Annotated in this window: 17 protein-coding genes and 1 pseudogene; 9 read left to right on the top strand and 9 right to left on the bottom strand. The window is 75.6% G+C overall.

The window, feature by feature from the left end; all coding sequences use genetic code 11:
• Window positions 1-99: 99 nt before the first annotated feature.
• Window positions 100-348 carry a hypothetical protein gene (locus tag ACZ6PY_RS10210; protein ID WP_262284856.1) on the top strand — a complete coding sequence of 83 codons (249 nt, stop codon included), beginning with the start codon at window positions 100-102 and terminating at the stop codon, window positions 346-348.
• A gap of 45 nt (window positions 349-393) precedes the next feature.
• On the opposite strand, the gene ACZ6PY_RS10205 is transcribed toward ACZ6PY_RS10210, so the two are convergent.
• Window positions 394-1,716, bottom strand: coding sequence for an ABC transporter substrate-binding protein (locus tag ACZ6PY_RS10205; RefSeq protein WP_466071001.1), 1,323 nt, complete (start codon window positions 1,714-1,716; stop codon window positions 394-396).
• A 204-nt stretch (window positions 1,717-1,920) separates the two neighbouring features.
• On the opposite strand from ACZ6PY_RS10205, the gene ACZ6PY_RS10200 reads away from it, so the two are divergent.
• Together ACZ6PY_RS10200 and ACZ6PY_RS10195 are read left to right on the top strand one after the other, a co-directional pair.
• On the top strand, window positions 1,921-2,754 hold the full coding sequence (locus tag ACZ6PY_RS10200; RefSeq protein ID WP_466070999.1) for a phosphoribosylaminoimidazolesuccinocarboxamide synthase: 834 nt from the start codon (window positions 1,921-1,923) through the stop codon (window positions 2,752-2,754).
• A gap of 53 nt (window positions 2,755-2,807) precedes the next feature.
• Window positions 2,808-3,746, top strand: coding sequence for a ribose-phosphate diphosphokinase (locus ACZ6PY_RS10195; RefSeq protein WP_466070997.1), 939 nt, complete (start codon window positions 2,808-2,810; stop codon window positions 3,744-3,746).
• A gap of 21 nt (window positions 3,747-3,767) precedes the next feature.
• Here ACZ6PY_RS10195 and ACZ6PY_RS10190 read toward each other — a convergent pair whose 3' ends face one another.
• The gene (locus ACZ6PY_RS10190; protein ID WP_466070996.1) at window positions 3,768-4,232 is read right to left on the bottom strand and encodes an ATP-binding protein; all 465 of its coding nucleotides are present in this window, start codon (window positions 4,230-4,232) and stop codon (window positions 3,768-3,770) included.
• Window positions 4,233-4,347: 115 nt separating this feature from the next.
• On the opposite strand from ACZ6PY_RS10190, the gene macS reads away from it, so the two are divergent.
• Both macS and ACZ6PY_RS10180 read left to right on the top strand, forming a co-directional pair.
• A complete protein-coding gene (macS, locus tag ACZ6PY_RS10185) occupies window positions 4,348-5,472 on the top strand; it encodes a MacS family sensor histidine kinase (protein ID WP_466070994.1) in 1,125 nt (374 codons plus the stop codon).
• A gap of 11 nt (window positions 5,473-5,483) precedes the next feature.
• On the top strand, window positions 5,484-6,116 hold the full coding sequence (locus tag ACZ6PY_RS10180; RefSeq protein ID WP_466072042.1) for a response regulator: 633 nt from the start codon (window positions 5,484-5,486) through the stop codon (window positions 6,114-6,116).
• Between the two features lie 3 nt (window positions 6,117-6,119).
• Here the strand turns inward: ACZ6PY_RS10180 and ACZ6PY_RS10175 are convergent, their stop codons facing one another.
• From ACZ6PY_RS10175 to ACZ6PY_RS10165, 3 genes are all read right to left on the bottom strand, one after another.
• Complete coding sequence (locus ACZ6PY_RS10175; RefSeq protein WP_313724605.1) at window positions 6,120-6,692, bottom strand: DUF5709 domain-containing protein; 573 nt, start codon at window positions 6,690-6,692, stop codon at window positions 6,120-6,122.
• Window positions 6,693-6,771: 79 nt separating this feature from the next.
• Window positions 6,772-7,500, bottom strand: a complete 729-nt coding sequence (locus tag ACZ6PY_RS10170; protein ID WP_466070992.1) for an ATP-binding protein — start codon at window positions 7,498-7,500, stop codon at window positions 6,772-6,774.
• Between the two features lie 59 nt (window positions 7,501-7,559).
• Window positions 7,560-8,558, bottom strand: coding sequence for an SDR family oxidoreductase (locus tag ACZ6PY_RS10165; protein WP_466070991.1), 999 nt, complete (start codon window positions 8,556-8,558; stop codon window positions 7,560-7,562).
• A gap of 237 nt (window positions 8,559-8,795) precedes the next feature.
• Between ACZ6PY_RS10165 and ACZ6PY_RS10160 the strand changes: the two genes are divergently transcribed.
• On the top strand, window positions 8,796-10,049 hold the full coding sequence (locus ACZ6PY_RS10160) for a glycosyltransferase (protein WP_466070989.1): 1,254 nt from the start codon (window positions 8,796-8,798) through the stop codon (window positions 10,047-10,049).
• On the opposite strand, the pseudogene ACZ6PY_RS10155 reads toward ACZ6PY_RS10160, so the two are convergent.
• The 4 genes and pseudogenes from ACZ6PY_RS10155 to aroA all read right to left on the bottom strand — a co-directional run bounded on the left by ACZ6PY_RS10155 (window position 9,944) and on the right by aroA (window position 14,271).
• Window positions 9,944-10,917: pseudogene (locus ACZ6PY_RS10155) on the bottom strand (hypothetical protein). The gene ACZ6PY_RS10160 and the pseudogene ACZ6PY_RS10155 sit on opposite strands and share 106 nt — an antisense overlap.
• A 60-nt stretch (window positions 10,918-10,977) precedes the next feature.
• Window positions 10,978-11,796, bottom strand: a complete 819-nt coding sequence (hisN, locus tag ACZ6PY_RS10150; protein ID WP_466070987.1) for a histidinol-phosphatase — start codon at window positions 11,794-11,796, stop codon at window positions 10,978-10,980.
• A gap of 60 nt (window positions 11,797-11,856) precedes the next feature.
• Complete coding sequence (rsgA, locus tag ACZ6PY_RS10145) at window positions 11,857-12,807, bottom strand: ribosome small subunit-dependent GTPase A (protein ID WP_466072040.1); 951 nt, start codon at window positions 12,805-12,807, stop codon at window positions 11,857-11,859.
• Window positions 12,808-12,969: 162 nt separating this feature from the next.
• A complete protein-coding gene (gene aroA, locus ACZ6PY_RS10140) occupies window positions 12,970-14,271 on the bottom strand; it encodes a 3-phosphoshikimate 1-carboxyvinyltransferase (RefSeq protein ID WP_466070986.1) in 1,302 nt (433 codons plus the stop codon).
• Window positions 14,272-14,373: 102 nt separating this feature from the next.
• On the opposite strand from aroA, the gene ACZ6PY_RS10135 reads away from it, so the two are divergent.
• The 3 genes from ACZ6PY_RS10135 (at window position 14,374) to ACZ6PY_RS10125 (ending at window position 16,403) form a co-directional block, all read left to right on the top strand.
• Window positions 14,374-15,081 carry an SOS response-associated peptidase gene (locus tag ACZ6PY_RS10135; RefSeq protein WP_466070984.1) on the top strand — a complete coding sequence of 236 codons (708 nt, stop codon included), beginning with the start codon at window positions 14,374-14,376 and terminating at the stop codon, window positions 15,079-15,081.
• A gap of 209 nt (window positions 15,082-15,290) precedes the next feature.
• Window positions 15,291-15,683: a WhiB family transcriptional regulator gene (locus ACZ6PY_RS10130; protein WP_355056140.1), complete on the top strand. Its 393-nt coding sequence runs from the start codon at window positions 15,291-15,293 to the stop codon at window positions 15,681-15,683.
• Window positions 15,684-15,785: 102 nt separating this feature from the next.
• Complete coding sequence (locus ACZ6PY_RS10125; protein ID WP_466070982.1) at window positions 15,786-16,403, top strand: alpha/beta hydrolase family protein; 618 nt, start codon at window positions 15,786-15,788, stop codon at window positions 16,401-16,403.
• The last annotated feature ends 179 nt before the right edge of the window (window positions 16,404-16,582 follow it).

The raw sequence follows: 16,582 nt of genomic DNA, 5'->3' as shown, positions 1-16,582 counted from the left end.
AGGCCCCGGAGGGAACTCCGGGGCCTTTCGCTTTCTCCGGGCGACGTGATCCGGCCCGTCCGTCCTGCCGCTGTTGCGTCTCTCGGCAAGGATGGGTGCATGTCTGGTTGGAACAAGTGGTGGGGCCGCCTCAGCGCGGTCCTCGGTGCGGTCGTGCTCTCGGTGTTCGTGCCGGTCGCGGCCTGGGCCTCCACGGGCACGGGCGAGTTGGTGGTGGAGGCCGCCCGGCGGCGGTCCCGGGGCGGTTTCGGCTTCCTCGGGCTGCTCTGCTGCCTGGTGGTGGTCGTGGTGATCGTGCTGCTGGTGCTGCGCCTCATGCGGGGCCGGCGCGGCGGACCGCCGCGCTGACGGGAACCGGTCCGCCCGCCGCGCCCGGGGCGCGGCGGGCGGCCCTCATTCGGCCAGGGCGGCGGTCGCCTGCGCGATGAACCGCGAGGTCGCGGTCCGGGCGCCGGAGCGCTTGGCGCGGATGCTCTCGGCCGCGTCGATGAGCAGGGTTCGCACCTTGGCGTGCCCCTTCGGCGGTGGCGTGGGCGCGGGCCCGGACAGCTCGTCCAGGTCGGCACCGAGCGCCACCACCCGCTTCTCGGTGCGGTCGGTGACGCCGTCGACGACGAACGTGCGGACCGGCACGGCGGCGTTCAGGCCGCGCTCGATGCCGAGGATCCGGCCGGCGGCCACGTTGGTGGTCAGGAAGTTGATCACGTCGACCACCACCTCGGGGTGGCGGCTGCCGCGGTAGGCGGCCCAGTACATCGACGCCCGGGGCCACTGCGCCGCAGGCGTGCCCGGGAAGGCGGCCAGGCCCAGCTCGTCGTCGGTGAGCCGTTGCAGCTCCGGCAACTGGTGGGACCAGGCGAACGACGCGGCCGCGTGCCCGGTGACCACGAGCTGGCGGGCCAGCTCGCCGCTGTCCGCCTGCTCGACCAGGGCGGCGCTGGGGGTGGCCCGGTCGTACCGGGCGACCTCCCAGAACTCGAACCAGTCGAGCAGCTCCCCGGAGCTGAAGCCGAGCTGCCGCCCCTGGTACAGCTCGCTGCCCTGGCCGCGAAGCCAGAGCCACAGCGCCCGGTAGTCGCCGGACGGGTCCATGGTCCCGGCCACCCGGTTGCCGGAGGTGCGGGTGACCCGGGCGGCCCAGCGCGCGTACTCCCGCCAGGACATGCCGGTGTGCGGTGCGGGCAGCCGCAGTCGGCGCAGCAGGTCGCGGTTGTAGACCAGCGCCGCGCTGGTCTGCGCGGCGGGCACCGCCACGGTCCGCTCGTCCACCCGGCTGTACCGGGCCAGGTGCTCGGGCAGGCCGCGCAGGTCGAGCCGGTTGTCGGCGACCCAGGGGCTGAGGTCGAGGACGATCTGGCGGCGGGCGTACTCGGTGAGCAGGGTGTCGTCGATCTGGAACAGGTCGGGCACGTTGCCCCCGGTGGCCTGGGTCGCCAGCCGGTCGTAGTAGCCGGCCAACCCCTGCCAGGTCACGCGGAAGCTCACCCGGGGGTTCTGCTGCGAGTAGAGGCGTAGCGCCTTCTCGGTGGCCTCGGCCCGGCGGGTCCCGCCCCACCAGAACACCGACAGCTCGATCGGGCCGTCCTCGACCGGAGCGTCCTCCTCCTCCGGGCCGCAGCCGGCCAGCCCGCCGGCGAGCAGCGGCAGCCCGGTCAGCGCGCCGAGCAGCCGCCGCCGGCCGATGCCGGGGCGGGGTACGGACTGCGGTGCGCGCACGGGTCTCTCCGGGGGTGCGGGCGGCTGCTGCGGACGGATCATTTACACAGGCCCCGGGCTCGGGTGTCAACGCCGGCCGTCCCGCACCGCCCGCGCCGCACCACGTCCCGCGCCTGCTCGCCTCTCGGCAGGCCAGAATCCCCGTCCGTCGGGACGGCCGGTGGCCGGGCCGGGCGTCCCGTGCCCGCATGGTGTACTAGCGCCGTGGAACTTCTGCACTCCGGCAAGGTTCGGGACGTCTACGCCGACGGCGAGGATCTCATCCTGGTCGCCTCCGACCGCGTCTCGATCTACGACGTGGCGCTGCCGACCCCGATCCCGGACAAGGGCCGCCTGCTCACCGCGCTGTCGCTGTGGTGGTTCGAGCAGCTGTCCGATCTGGCGCCGAACCACGTCATCTCGGCCACCGACGTGCCCGCGGAGTTCGCCGGCCGGGCGATCCGCTGCCGGCGGCTGGACATGGTCCCGGTCGAGTGCGTCGCCCGGGGCTACCTCACCGGGGGCGGCTTCGCCGAGTACCAGCGCACCGGGGCGGTCTCCGGCGTCGAGTTGCCGCGTGGCCTGGTGGAGGCGTCGATCCTGCCCGAGCCGATCTTCACCCCGTCGACCAAGGCGCCCAAGGGCGAGCACGACGAGCCGATCACCTACGCCGAGGTGGTCGACAAGGTGGGTGCCGAGACGGCCGAGCGGCTGCGGCAGATCACCATCGACGTCTACCGGCGGGGCGCGGAGATCGCCGCCGACCGGGGCATCCTGATCGCCGACACCAAGATCGAGCTGGGTTGGGCGCCGGACGGCACCCTGGTCCTCGCCGACGAGCTGCTCACCTCCGACTCGTCCCGGTTCTGGCCGGCCGAGTCCTACCAGCCGGGTCGCGCCCAGTTCTCGTTCGACAAGCAGTACGTGCGCGACTGGGCCACCGGCGGCGGCTGGAACCGGCAGCCGCCCGCCCCCGAGGTGCCCGCCGAGGTGGTCGAGGCGACCCGGGCCCGCTACGTCGAGGTCTACGAGAAGCTCACCGGCAACCGCTGGGCCTGAGCCACGCCGAGGGTCCACCGCCGCGGCACGACCCACCCGTACGATCAACAGACGTGCGTGACATTGCCGTGTTCAGCGGGACCGCCCACCCGGACCTCGCCGCCGAGATCTGCGCCCACCTCGACGTCCCCCTGCACCCGGTGCGGGTGTCCCGGTTCGCTAACGACTGCCTCGAGGTGCAGTTGCAGGCGAACTGCCGGGAACGCGACGTCTTCCTCATCCAGCCGCTGGTGCCGCCGGTGCAGGAGCACCTGGTCGAGCTGCTGCTCATGATCGACGCGGCCCGCGGCGCCTCCGCCGGCCGGATCACCGTGGTGCTGCCGCACTACGCGTACGCGCGGTCGGACAAGAAGGACGCCCCGCGCATCTCCATCGGCGGCCGGCTGGTCGCCGACCTGCTCACCTCGGCCGGCGCGCACCGGGTGCTCGCCATGACCCTGCACTCGCCGCAGGTGCACGGCTTCTTCAGCGTGCCGGTGGACCACCTGCACGCGCTGCGCGAGCTGGCCGCCCACTTCCAGGGGCGGGACCTGAGCAACACCGTCGTGGTCTCGCCGGACCTGGGCAACGCCAAGGAGGCGGCGGCGTTCGCGCGGATGCTCGGCACCCCGGTGGCGGCCGGCGCGAAGCAGCGGTACAGCGACGACCGGGTGCAGATCAGCACGGTCATCGGTGACGTGGCGGACCGGGACGTGATCGTGCTGGACGACGAGATCGCCAAGGGCAGCACGGTCATCGAGCTGATGAGCCACCTCCGCGAGCGGAAGGTCCGGTCGATCCGGCTGGCCTGCACCCACGGCCTCTTCTCCAGCGGTGCGCTGAAGCGGCTGAGCGAGCAGGACGGGGTGCTGGAGGTCGTCTGCACCAACACGGTGCCGATCCCGGAGGAGAAGCGGGTGCCGAAGCTGGAGGTGCTGTCGGTGGCGCCGGCCCTGGCCGAGGCGATGCGGCGGATCCACAACGGCGAGTCGGTGAGCGCCCTCTTCGGCTGAGGCCGGGCGCGCCCCGCCCGGTCAGTCGTCGGCCGGGCGGGTGACGGGCCGGGCGGCCAGCGCCGCGGTGATCCGCACGATCGTGCCGGCCTCGCCGGTCTCCACCGCCATGGTGTCGCTCAGCTCCCGGGCCAGCCACAGCCCCCAGCCGCCGGCCGTGTCCGGGGCCGGCCGGGCGCGCTCGCTGAGCCGCCGCACGCTGATGCCCTGGCCGTGGTCGGCGACCTCGCAGAGCAGCTCGCCGGGCCGGCGCCACAGCCGCAGCCGGCCCTGGCCGCCGCCGTGCCGGACCGCGTTGGTGATCAGCTCGTTGACCGCCAGCACGAAGTCGTCCAGCCGTTGCCCGGTCAACCCCGCCGCGTGCGAGCACGAGGTGACCGAGTGGCGTAGGGCGGTCACCTGGGCCTGGTCGAAGGCCTCGGCGATGAGGAGGGAAGGTTCGATGGGCACAACCGTACGCGGTGCGGGGGGTTCTGCGTTTGTCATGGCCCCGTCCCGGCGATGGCGTGCGGTGATTTTCGCGGCATTTCCACCGTACGTCAGGGTTTCTCGCACCGCACCTCACGGCCCGCCCGTGCGCGGCTGTGGCAGGGTGTCCGGCATGCCGTCGTCCCCGGGTGGCCTGGAGGTCCCGCTCTGGCGGTCCATCGCGGTGTTCCGCTTCGCGTCGCTGGCGTACGTGGGTGTGCTGGTGCTCCGCGACGCCGACCGCTACGCGCATCCGGTCGCCGCCGGCGGCGTACTCCTGGGGATGCTGGCCTGGTCCGGGGCGGCCACGGCCGGCTACGCGCGCCCGGCCGGGCGGCGGTGGCCGCTGCTCCTGGCCGACCTCGGCGTGGTGCTGGCGATCATGCTGGCCACGCCGTGGGTGGTCGGCCGCGCGGCGCTCGCCGCCGGCGTGCCCACCCTGACCGTCGCCTGGCTGGCCGGACCGGTGCTGGCCTGGGCGGTGTCCGGCGGCCGGCGGCGCGGCGCGGTGGCCGCGCTGGTGCTCGGCGGGGCCGACCTGGCCACCCGGGAGCGGATCAGCCAGTCCTCGCTCACCGGGGTGATCCTCATGCTGTTGGCCGGCGTGGTGGTGGGGCACGTGGCCCGGCTCGCCGTGGAGGCCGAGGCGCGGCTGCAGCGGGCGGTGGAGCTGGAGGCGGCCACCCGGGAGCGGGAGCGGCTGGCCCGGGACATCCACGACTCGGTGCTCCAGGTGCTGGCCCTGGTCCGGCGGCGGGGGGCGGACCTGGACGGTGAGGCCGCCGAGCTGGCCCGGCTGGCCGGCGAGCAGGAGGCCGCGCTGCGCGCGCTCATCGGCCGGGCGGGCGCCGCGCCGGACGGCGCGGGTGACGCCCGGGACCTGCGTGACCTGCTCGACCGGTACGCCTCGGCGACGGTCCAGGTGGCCGCGCCGGCCACCCCCGTGCCGCTGCCCGCACGGGTGGCCGGCGAACTGGCCGCCGCCGTCGGTGCGACGCTGGACAACGTGGCCCGGCACGCCGGCGGGCGGGCCTGGGTGCTGATCGAGGACGAGGGGGAGACGGTGACCGTCTCGGTACGCGACGAGGGGCCGGGCATCCCGGAGGGGCGGCTGGCCCAGGCCGCCGCGCAGGGCCGGCTCGGGGTGGCGCAGTCGATCCGGGGCCGGGTCGCCGACCTCGGCGGCGAGGTGCGGATCGTCTCCGCCCCGGGCGCCGGCACGGAGATCGAGCTGACCGTCCCGCGGGACGGCCGGTGAGCATCCGGGTGATGGTGGTCGACGACCACCCGATGTGGCGCGAGGGCGTGGCCCGCGACCTGACCGAGGCCGGCCACCTGGTGGTGGCGACCAGCGGGGAGGGGCGGCAGGCGGTGCGGGTGGCCGCGGCGGCCCGCCCCGACGTGGTCGTGCTCGACCTGCAACTGCCGGACGTCTCCGGCGTCGAGGTGATCCAGGGGCTGCGCGCCGCGCTGCCCGAGGTGCGGGTGCTCATGCTGTCGGCCAGCGGCGAGCCGCAGAGCGTGCTGGACGCGGTCAAGGCCGGCGCCACCGGCTACCTGCTGAAGTCGGCCGCGCCGGCCGAGTTCCTGGACGCGGTGCGCCGCACGGCGGCCGGCGAGCCGGTCTTCACCCCGGGCCTGGCCGGGCTGGTACTGGGGGAGTACCGGCGGCTGGCCGCGACGCCGGCCGCACCGCACGACGAGGCACCCCGGCTCACCGAGCGGGAGACCGAGGTGCTGCGTCTGGTGGCGAAGGGCCTGTCGTACAAGCAGATCGCCGAGCGGCTCGGGCTGTCCCACCGCACGGTGCAGAACCACGTGCAGAACACGCTCGGCAAGCTCCAGCTGCACAACCGGGTCGAGCTGACCCGGTACGCGATCGAGCGGGGCCTGGACGGCTGAGGCTCAGGTCGCCTCGGGCGGCCGGGTCTCGTGGATGGCCAGCTCCTCCGCGGTCGCCCCGCCACCGGCCGCGCCGGCGTCGTACGCGACGTTGTCGGTCTCCTGGTCGGTGTGTGCGCCCTCGTCCGGCTCGACCAGCCGCCCCACCTCGTGGTCGGCGACGGTGCCGAGCTGGCCGTGGTCGTAGATGGAGACCGGGGAGTGCGGGTCGGAGGTCGGGCCCGGGTCGATCACGTCGGCGTCGAGCTGGGCCTGCGCGGCGGCCTCCTCGCTGTCCGCCTCGGCGGCGATGTCCGGGTCGACCGTGCCGGCCAGCGGGTCGTCGGCGGGCCGCTCGTACTGCTCGCGCTGGAGCTTGTAGTCCAGCGACTCGCCGTCGAGCTGCTCCTCGGCGGTGGTGCCGAAGCGGTCCACGGCGACGGGGGTGCGGTCGGCGGGCAGCTGGGCGGGATCCGGTCCGTCGGCCTCGCGCCCGGTCAGGACGTCGTCGTTGGCGGTCGAGTCGTCGTCGGCGGTGTCGGGCAGGCCGTTCGCCTCGGTGTCGGACACGGGGGTGGGGAACTCGTTGTCGCGCATGACGGGGAACTACCCACTGGGCTCGCCGCATTAACCGCCACCGGCGGGGTGGATCGGGAGGAACGGGGCGAAAAGGGCCTCAGTTCCGGAGCGTGGCCTCGTCCTCGGCGTGCAGGACGCACCAGACGACCTTGCCGTCCGGAAGCGGAGTGCTGCCCCAGCGGCGGGCCACCGTGTCGATGAGCAGCAGCCCCCGGCCGCCGGTGGAGGTGACCGGGGCCAGCCCGGCGTAGGCCGGCCGCCGCGCGGAGTGGTCCCGGACCGCCAGGTGCAGGGCGCTGTCGCGGGGCGCCAGCCGGACCGTCATCGGGGTCCCGGCGTGCGCCACCACGTTGTTGACCATCTCGGTGACCGCGATGGACGCCGGCTCGGCCAGCTCCGGCACGCCCCAGCGGGCGCAGCCCTCGGTGACCAGGGCCCGGGCCTCCCGGGCCGCCGCCACCACCGGGGGCAGGTCGGCGGCGAGCACCGCGGCCTGCGGCGCGTCGCCCAGGGCGGCCTGCGCCGAGTCGAGGGACCGGTGGACCGGCGGGACGCCGTCCGGCTGGCCGGCCGGGTCGCACACCAGCAGGCCGGCGGCGGGCCAGTCGACGGCGACGCGGTGCACCTCGTCGAGAAGGCCCCGGGCGGCCGGATCGACGATCCGCACCCCGGACAGGTCGACGATCGCCGCGCCCGGCCGCTGCCACAGCCGGGCGAGCAGCGCGTCCCGGACGGCGTCGAGCCCGGCCCGGTCCAGCACGCCGGTCAGCCGGACGACCGCCGAGGACTCGTCGGTCTCGACCAGGCAGCGCACGTCCGTCGGCATGATCGTCCCATTGTGCACGGCCGCCCCCCGTCGCGCATCAGTCCGGTCGGCGGGACCCATCAGCGTTCCGTCCGGGAACGCCGATTCATCGCCGCCATGGTGCCGACGGCGGTGCCGGCCGCCGCCAGCCCGAAGGCCGCCGTCAGCCGGAGCAGCTGCGCCCGGCGGCCCTGCCAGCCGTCGGTCCGCTCGGCCGCCGCGTCGGCGTGGAACACGTTGCCGGTGGCGTCCAGGCGTACGCCCGGGCCGAACTGGGTGCGCGCCGTGTACCAGCCGAGCACCCGCTCGGCCAGCGCCGGGGCGAGCCGCCACTGGAGCCCCATGAGCCGGGCCGCGCCCCCGGCGTACGCCTCGCGGCGTGGCCGGCGCAGCAGCCGGACGATCGTCTCGGCCACCAGGTCCGGCGGGTAGACCGGCGGCGGCGGGGTCAGCTCCCGCCCGGTGTGGTTGGCGGCGTGCCGGAAGAACGGGGTGTCGATGCTGGCCGGCAGCACCGTGCAGAGCGAGATGTGGCCGCGGCCGGTGACCCGCAGCTCCTGCCGGACGGTGTCGGCCAGCCCCCGGATGGCGTGCTTCGTGGCGTTGTACGCCGACTGGTACGGCATGGCCACCTCGGCCAGCACCGAGGCGTTGTTGACCAGCACCCCGCCGCCCGCCGCGTCGAGCCAGGGCAGCGCGGCCCTGGTCCCGTGGACGGTGCCGAGCAGGTTCACCTCGACCACCCGGCGGAACTCGGTCACCGGGATCTCGTCGAAGAGCCCCACCGTGCCCACCGCCGCGTTGTTGACCCAGGCGTCGATCCGCCCGAACTCGCCGGCCGCCCGCGCCGCGAGCCGCTCCACCGCCTCCGGGTCGGTCACGTCGGTCGGCACCACCAGGGCCCGCCCGCCCAGCTCCCGGCAGCGGTCGGCGACCCGGCGCAGCGCCTCCTCGGTCCGGGCGGCCAGCACCACGTCGGCGCCCCGCCGGGCCAGCGCGTACGCCGTGGCCGCGCCGATCCCGCTGGAGGCGCCGGTGATCACGACGGTGGCGTCGTCGAGGCTGCGGGTGAGAGGCATTCTTCGCCGGTACCCCCGGTCCGGCCCGGTCATGCCGCCGGAGTCGCCCGGATCACGGTTGCCGCGCTCCCGACCGGGGCAGATTGTCACCAACCCGACCGGCCGCCACGCTGTCCCACCCGTGGAACGGCCCGCCGGCCCGCACCCGATCTGCCAGGTTTCGGCGCAGCGGGGCCGGGTTAATGGGACCCTCTGACCGGAGGACCCACCGCTCGCGAAAACGCATGGAGGTGCACCATGCGCGTCGGTCTTGTGTGCGCGCACGCCGGCCCGTCCGTCGACGGTCCCACCGTCGGGACCCACCAGCACATCGCGCGGGTGGCGGCCGAACTCGCCGCACGGGGCCACGACGTCCGCGTGTACGAGCGCCGTGACGCGCGGGGCCAGGAGTCCGTGGACGTGGACGGCTACCACCTGGAGCGCGTCCCCGTCGGCCCGCCCGCCCCGCTGCCCACCGCCGAACTGGTCCCGTACGTCACCGAGTTCGGCCGCTGGCTGGCGCAGCGGTGGTCCGACGACTGGGCCCCCGAGGTGGTGCACGGGCACTACTGGGTCGGTGGTCTGGCCGCCGCCCACGCCGTCCGGGAGACCGACATCCCGGTGGTGCAGACCTTCCACTCCCTCGGCGTCGAGCAGCTGCGCCACCTCGGCGGCCGGTACGACGGGCCGGGGGAGCGGATCCCGCTGGAACGGGCGCTGACCCGGGCCGTCGACATCGCGGTGGCCCAGTGCAACGACGAGGTCGACGAGCTGACCCGGATGGGACTGCAACGCACCTCGGTGGCCATGGTGCCTACCGGGGTCGACACCGCCCAGTTCCACCCGGACGGCGAGGCGGCCCCCCGCGACCAGCGTGCCCGCATCCTCTCCGTCGGCGGGCTCGCCGCCGGCCACGGCCAGGAGGACCTGATCCGGGCCATGCGGCTCGTCGGCGACGCCGAACTGGTCATCGCCGGCGGCCCGCCGGCCGAGCAGCTCGCCGACCACGCCGAGGCGCGCCGGCTGCGCGAGCTGGCCGAGCGGACCGGGGTGGCCGACCAGGTGAAGCTGGTCGGCGCGGTCCCGCACGACCAGATGGCCACCTGGTACCGCTCCGCCGACGTGGTCGCCTGCACCCCGCACTACTCGTCGGCCGGCCGGGTGTCGCTGGAGGCGATGGCCTGCGGCGTCCCGGTGGTCGGCTACGCCATGGGCGGCATCGCCGACGCGGTGGTCGACGAGGTGACCGGCAAGCTGGTGCCGCCCGGGGATGTGCGCACCCTCGGGGTCACCCTGCGCCGGATCCTCGCCGACAACGCCGGGCGGTTCGCGTACGGGCACGCCGCCGTGGACCGGGTCCGGTGCAGCTACACCTGGGAACGGACGGCCGGCGCGCTGGAGCGGCTCTACGAGCGGGTGATCGGGCGCCGCAAGCCGGCCGAGCCGGCGGTCCAGGTCACGCGCCCCGTCGAGGTCGCCGCCGACCAGCGCGGACCGGTCGAGGCGGCCTGAGTCAGCGCCGGGCGCGGACGGCCGAGCCGGCCCCGATCATGGAACGCTCCCGGTTCCGGGCCACCGCGTGGTGGTGCTGCGGCTCGGCGTACCGGGTCAGGCCGACCACCGCGGCCAGCGTGGCCAGGAAGCCGACCCCGGCCAGCCACTCCCGGCCCGGCCAGATCCGGTCGTTGAGCAGCAGCAGGCCGACGATCGCCGCGGGCACCGCCCCGGCGGCGTCCATGGCGGCCACGGCCGCCGTCGTCGAGCCGCGCTGCATGGCCAGCCCGAGCAGGAGCTGGCCGACCACCGAGTGGGCGATCAGCAGGTAGAGCAGCGGGTCGCGGACGAACGCCTCCGCCGAGTCGGCCGAGGCGAGCGGCCGGGCCGCCACCGCGGCGGCGGAGAACGCCATCCCGGCCAGCGCGCCCAGCGCCACCGAGCCGGGCGCGCCGTGCAGACGGGCGGCGAAGAAACCGAGCACGGCGATCACCCCCAGCGCCACCGCCAGGCCGACCAGCCCGGCCGTGCCGAGCTGCCGGGACGGCGCCGGCTCGGCGGCCAGCACCAGCGCGATGATCCCCCCGAACAGGAGCACCAGCAGCGCCACCTCGGCGGCCGGCAGGCGCCACTTGAGCACCAGCACACCGAGCACGGCGGTCACGCCCAGCCCGGCCGCCACGCTGGCCTGGACCAGGAACAGCGGCAGGTCCCGGCGGGCCAGGAAGGCCAGCACGAAACCGACCACCTGACAGGAGAGCCCGACCAGGTACGTCCGGTGGCCGGCCAGCCGGAGCAGCAGCCCCGGGTCGAAGGTGTGGTGCACGGTGGTCCGCGCCGCGGCCACCGACTGGAGAAGGTTGGCGAAGCCGTACGCGACGATCATCGCCGCCAGGAAGCACCAACCGGAGGACACCACCTGGCGAGGATAGAGGTTGCCGGCGGGTCAGCGCTCGGCCGGCCGGCCGAGCCGGGCCAGGATGTCGTCGTGCAGCGCGCCGTTGCTGGCGACGGCGCTGTGCTCGCCGGAGCCGTCCCCGGCCGGGGCCGGCCGCCCGGCCAGATCGGTGACCGTGCCGCCCGCCTCGGTGACGATCGGGACCAGCGCCGCGATGTCCCAGAGCGACAGTTCCGGCTCGACCATCACGTCCAGCGCCCCCTCGGCCAGCAGCATGTAGCCGTAGAAGTCGCCGTAGGCCCGGCTGCGCCAGGCGTCCCGCATGATCTGGAGCACCGCGTCGAGCCGGCCGGCCTCCTCCCACCCGGTCAGCGAGGAGTAGCAGAAGCTGGCGTCGGCCAGGGTGGTCACCCCGGAGACCCGGATCGGCGCGCCGGAGGCCGCGTCGGGGCCGGCGAAGGCGCCCGCGCCGCGGGCGGCCCACCAGCGCCGGTGCAGCGCCGGGGCGGACACCAGGCCGAGCACCGGCCGGTCACCCTCCAGCAGCGCGATCAGGGTGGCCCACACGGGTACGCCCCGGACGAAGTTCTTGGTGCCGTCGATCGGGTCGACGACCCAGCGCCGCCCGTCGGGGCCGGTGGCGGGCTGCTCGCCGTACTCCTCGCCGAGCAGGCCGTCGCCGGGACGGTGGGCGGCCAGCAGGGCGCGGATCTCCCGCTCCACGGCGGTGTCCGCGTCGGACACCGGGGTCAGGTCGGGCTTCGACTCGACCCGCAGGTCGAGGGCGCGGAACCGGGCTGTGGCGACCGCGTCGGCGGCGTCGGCGAGCCGGTGGGCGAGGGCGAGGTCGTCGGCGTACCCGGTCATGCCGGACACGCTAGCGACGCCCGTGCCGCCGTGCCGCGCGGGTCGCCCGGGTTCCGCCGGTCAGGAACCGGCGAGCGGGTCGCCGGGGTTGCGCTCCGGCTCGCGCGTGTCGCCCTCGCCGCTGCGGGAGGCCAGCAGCCGGCGGTACGAGGCCAGCCGGCGCGGGTCCGCCTTGCCGGCGGACACCCAGGCGTCCAGCGCGCAGTCCGCCTCCTCGGCGGTGTGCTGGCAGTTGGCCGGGCAGTCGACAGTCGCCTCCACCAGGTCCGGGAAGCCGTGCAGCAGGCTCTCCGCGGAGACGTGCGCCAGCCCGAAGCTGCGCACGCCCGGGGTGTCGATGATCCAGCCCGGCGCCGACTGCGCCGAGCCGGAGTTGCCGGCCGGGTGCGGGGGCAGCCCGAGTGCCACGGCGCTGGTCGAGGTGTGCCGGCCCCGGCCGATCGCGCTGACCGTGCCGACCGCCCGGTCGGCCTCCGGCACGAGGCGGTTGACAAGCGTCGACTTGCCCACCCCGGAGTGACCGACCATGACCGACACCCGCCCGGCGAGCAGCGCGCGGAGCGCGGCCAGGTCGGAGTCCGGCCGGATCAGCACGTACGGCAGTTCCAGTTCGGTGTAGTAGCCGAGCACCGCCTCCGGGCCGGCCAGGTCGGCCTTGGTGAGGCAGAGCAGCGGCTCGATGCCGGCGTCGTACGCGGCCACCAGGCAGCGGTCGATGAACCCGGTGCGCGGCGGCGGGTCGGCCAGCGCGCTGACGATCACGAGCTGATCGGCGTTCGCCACGACCACCCGTTCCAGCCGCCCCTCGGCGGTGGTGGCGTCGTCCTCCGCCGTCCGCCGCAGCACCGAGCGGCGCTCGGCGATGCGGACGATCCGGGCCAGCGCCCCGGGAGCGCCCGAGGTGTCGCCGACCAGGCCCACCCGGTCGCCCACCACCACCGACTTGCGGCCCAGCTCGCGGGCGCGCATGGCGGTCACGGTCGGGGAGTCGGGCCCGGCGTCGAGGAACACGCAGGTGTAGCGCCCCCGGTCGACGGCGATGACGAATCCGTCCACGGCGTCCTCGTGACGGGGACGGGTGCGCGTGCGCGGGCGCGACGACCTGCCGGGTCGGACCCGGACGTCGTCCTCGTCGTACTCCCGCCGCTTCGTCGCCAGGACGTCCCCCCGTCGTCAGCTCTTGCCGGTCACCATCCCCGACCATAGCGCCGGGAACTCCGGCATGGTCTTCGAGGTGCACGACACGTCGTCGACCTCGATGCCGGGGACCGCCAGCCCGGCCACCGCCGCGGCGTGCGCCATCCGGTGGTCGTCGTACGTCCGGAAGGTCCCGCCGCGCAGCGGGCGGGGCCGGATCTCCAGCCCGTCGGTGGTCTCGGTGAGGTCCGCGCCCAGCGCGGCGAACTCCTTGGCCAGGGCGGCGACCCGGTCGGTCTCGTGCCCCCGGATGTGCCCCACGCCGGTCAGCCGGGACGGGGAGTCGGCCAGCATGGCCAGCGCGGTCAGCACCGGGGTCAGCTCGCCGACGTCGGAGAGGTCGGCGTCCAGCCCGCGGACCGTCCCGGTGCCCCGCACGGTCAGCCCGTCGGTGCCCAGGATCACCTCGCCGCCCATCCGGTGCAGCAGCCCGCGCAGCTGTTCGACCGGCTGGAGGCTGCTGCGCGGCCAGCCCTGGAGAGTCACCTCGCCGCCGGTGACCAGGGCGGCGGCGAAGAACGGCGCCGCTCCGGACAGGTCGGGCTCGATCTCCCAGCCGCGCCCGGTCAGCGGGCCGGGCTCGACCGCCCAGACGTCGGGCGTGGTGTCGTCGACCGCCGCCCCGGCGGCGCGCAGCATCTGCACGGTCATCCGCAGGTGCGGGGCGGACGGCACCGGCGGCCCCTCGTGCCGGACCACCACGCCCCGGTCGAAGCGCGGCCCGGCCAGCAGCAGCCCGGAGACGAGCTGGCTGGAGGCGGAGGCGTCGATGACCACCTCGCCGCCGGTGACCCGGCCGGCGCCGAGGACGACCAGCGGCAGGCTGCCGACCGGCGGGGCGTCGATGCGGACGCCGAGGGAGCGCAGCGCGCCGATCAGCGGGCCGAGCGGGCGGGTCCGGGCGTGCGGGTCGCCGTCGAAGGTGACCCGGCCCTCGGCCAGGCCGGCCACCGGCGGCAGGAACCGCATCACCGTGCCGGCCAGGCCGACGTCGACGTGCGCCGGGCCGACCAGTGGGTGCGGCCGGACCAGCCAGCGGTCGTCGTCGGAGACGGACATGTGCGCGCCCAGCTCGCGCAGGCCGCCGGCCATCAGCTCGGTGTCCCGGGCGCGCAGCGGCCGGTCGAGCGTCGACGGGCCGCTGGCCAGCGCGCCGAGCACCAGGGCCCGGGCGGTCATCGACTTGGAGCCGGGCAGGCGCAGCGTCGCGGCGACCGGGTCGCTCGCGGTCGGCGCGGTCCACGGCTGCGGCGGCCGCGTCGCGGTCAGATTCCCCACGCTCACATTCTGCCAACTCCGCGGGCCGGTGGAACCGCCCGTCGCCCCTGCTCCCGGTTGGCGGGACAGCCGGAACGCCGCCGGCGGGTTAGCGTTGGCGCCATGTGCGGGAGGTACGCGACGACCCGGAGCGCGGGCGACCTGAGCGCGCTGTTCGAGTCGTCCGACGAGACCGGCGGGGTCGGCCCGGACTTCAACGTCGCCCCGACCGATCCCGTGCCGCTCGTCCGGCTGGCTCCGGAGGGGCACCGGCTGCTCTCCGTCGGCCGCTGGGGGCTGGTGCCGCACTGGTCCCGCAGCGCCGCCGGCGCCGCCCGCATGATCAACGCGCGGGTGGAGACGGTCGCCACCAGCCGGGCGTACGCCCCGTCGTTCGCCCGCCGCCGCTGCCTGGTCCCGGCCGACGGCTGGTACGAGTGGGTCCGGCAGGCCGACGGCCGGCGGCAGCCCTACTTCATGACCCCGCGCGACGGCTCGGTGCTGGCCTTCGCGGGCATCTGGTCGGTCTGGGAACCAGCCGGCGAGGCGCGGCTCACGTTCAGCGTGCTGACCACCGCGGCGGTGGGCGAGCTGGCCGAGGTGCACGACCGGATGCCCCTGGTGCTGCCCCGGGAGCGCTGGGCGTCCTGGCTCGGCGCCGCCGCCGAGCCCGCCGAGCTGCTCGCGCCGCCCGCCCCGGCCTGGCTGGCGGGGCTGGAGATCCGCCCGGTCTCGCCTGCGGTCGGCGACGTCCGCAACGACGGCCCGGAGCTGACCGCCCGGGTCCCCCTGGCGCGCGCGGAGGCCGAGACGGAAATGACACTGTTCTGATCACGCTCAGCACATTGTCGTGTGCTGATTTGCCGGGGTTGCGCCTGAAACGTCGCCCGGCCGTTTAGCCATGTTTACCGGAGGCTCTTGTCCCCGCCCGCGCAAGTGCGATAGAACACAGCGCCGGTGTTGGGGTCTGTTCGCACGGGGCGGATGACACCCATCGATCTTTCATGATCTTTGCCGGCCCCACGGGGGAGGTGGGTGTATTGACACGGGCACGCATGCCCCGCCCGCACGAGGTGGCCGCCGCGCGGCGGGATCCGCGACTGCTGCGGGCCCTGCGCGAGCGGCGCCACGACGAGGCGTGGCGGACCAGGGGAACCTGCCAGAGCGTGGATCCGGAGACGTTCTTTCCGGCGCCCAACGAGCCGGCCGACGCGGCCGTGGCGCTCTGCCGCAGTTGCGACGTCCAGGGGTCCTGCCTCGCCTGGGCCCTGGAGGTGGGTGACTGCCACGGCGTCTGGGGCGGCACCACACCGCGCGAGCGGCGGGCCATGCTGGTCGCCTGGCGCAGCGAGGTGCAGCCGGATCCGGACGCCCTCGACGAGGCCGGCCCACCGGTCCGCGACCGCCTGCTCACACTGGTGCCGTCGAGCTGATCGCGTTCGGCCGTCGCCCGCGCCTGCCCGCCGGCCGGCGCGGGCGACGCCGTTTTCGCACCGGGCGACCGCCGCTCACCGGACCGCCCGCAGAATGGGCCCGTGCGGCACAGTGACGAGATCGGGACACCCCGCGGACCGGCCCGGGTCCACGTCGACCCGCCGGTGGCCGGCGGCGCCACCGTGCTGGTGCTCGGTCACGGGGCCGGCGGCGACGTGGACGCCCCGGACCTGGTGGCGGTCCGGGACGCGCTTGTCGACGCCGGCGCGGGTGTGGTCCGGGTGACCCAGCCGTACCGGGTCGCCGGCCGGCGCGCCCCCGCCCCGGCCGGGCACCTCGACGAGGCGTGGACGGCCGTGCTGGCCGAACTCCGCACCCGACACCCGGAGGTGGCCCGCTGGGTGGTCGGCGGCCGGTCCAGCGGTGCCCGGGTCGCCTGCCGCACCGCTCACGCGGTCGGCGCGGCCGGCGTCGTCGCGCTGGCGTTCCCGCTGCACCCGCCGGGGCGGCCGGAACGCTCGCGGGCGGAGGAACTGCGCACCGGCCTGCCCACGCTGGTGGTCAACGGGGACCGGGACCCGTTCGGGGTGCCCGAGCCCGGGCCCGGCGTCGAGGTGGTGACCCGTCCGGGCGAGCGGCACGACCTCCGCGGGGACCCGGCGGCCACGGCGGGAGTCGTCCGCGACTGGCTCCGCGCCCAGGGCTGGCTTCCCGCCTGACCGTCCCCGCGACGTCGCCCGGCGACCCGGCTCGCAAGGCCCGGGGCGCCGCGCGGCGGAGGGGCGACACGCGGCGGCGGAGGGGTCGGCGTGACCGTCGGTGGCGGCGGGTCGTTGCTACGGATGGTGTCGGGCGCCCGGTTCGGGCGTCCGGGGCCACCCTCCCAGGCCCTTCCTGG

It is taken from the genome of Micromonospora sp. NPDC048907, from assembly GCF_055586885.1.
Note: the sequence above shows the minus strand (reverse complement) of the source record. Positions and strands in the feature narration are given on the sequence as shown.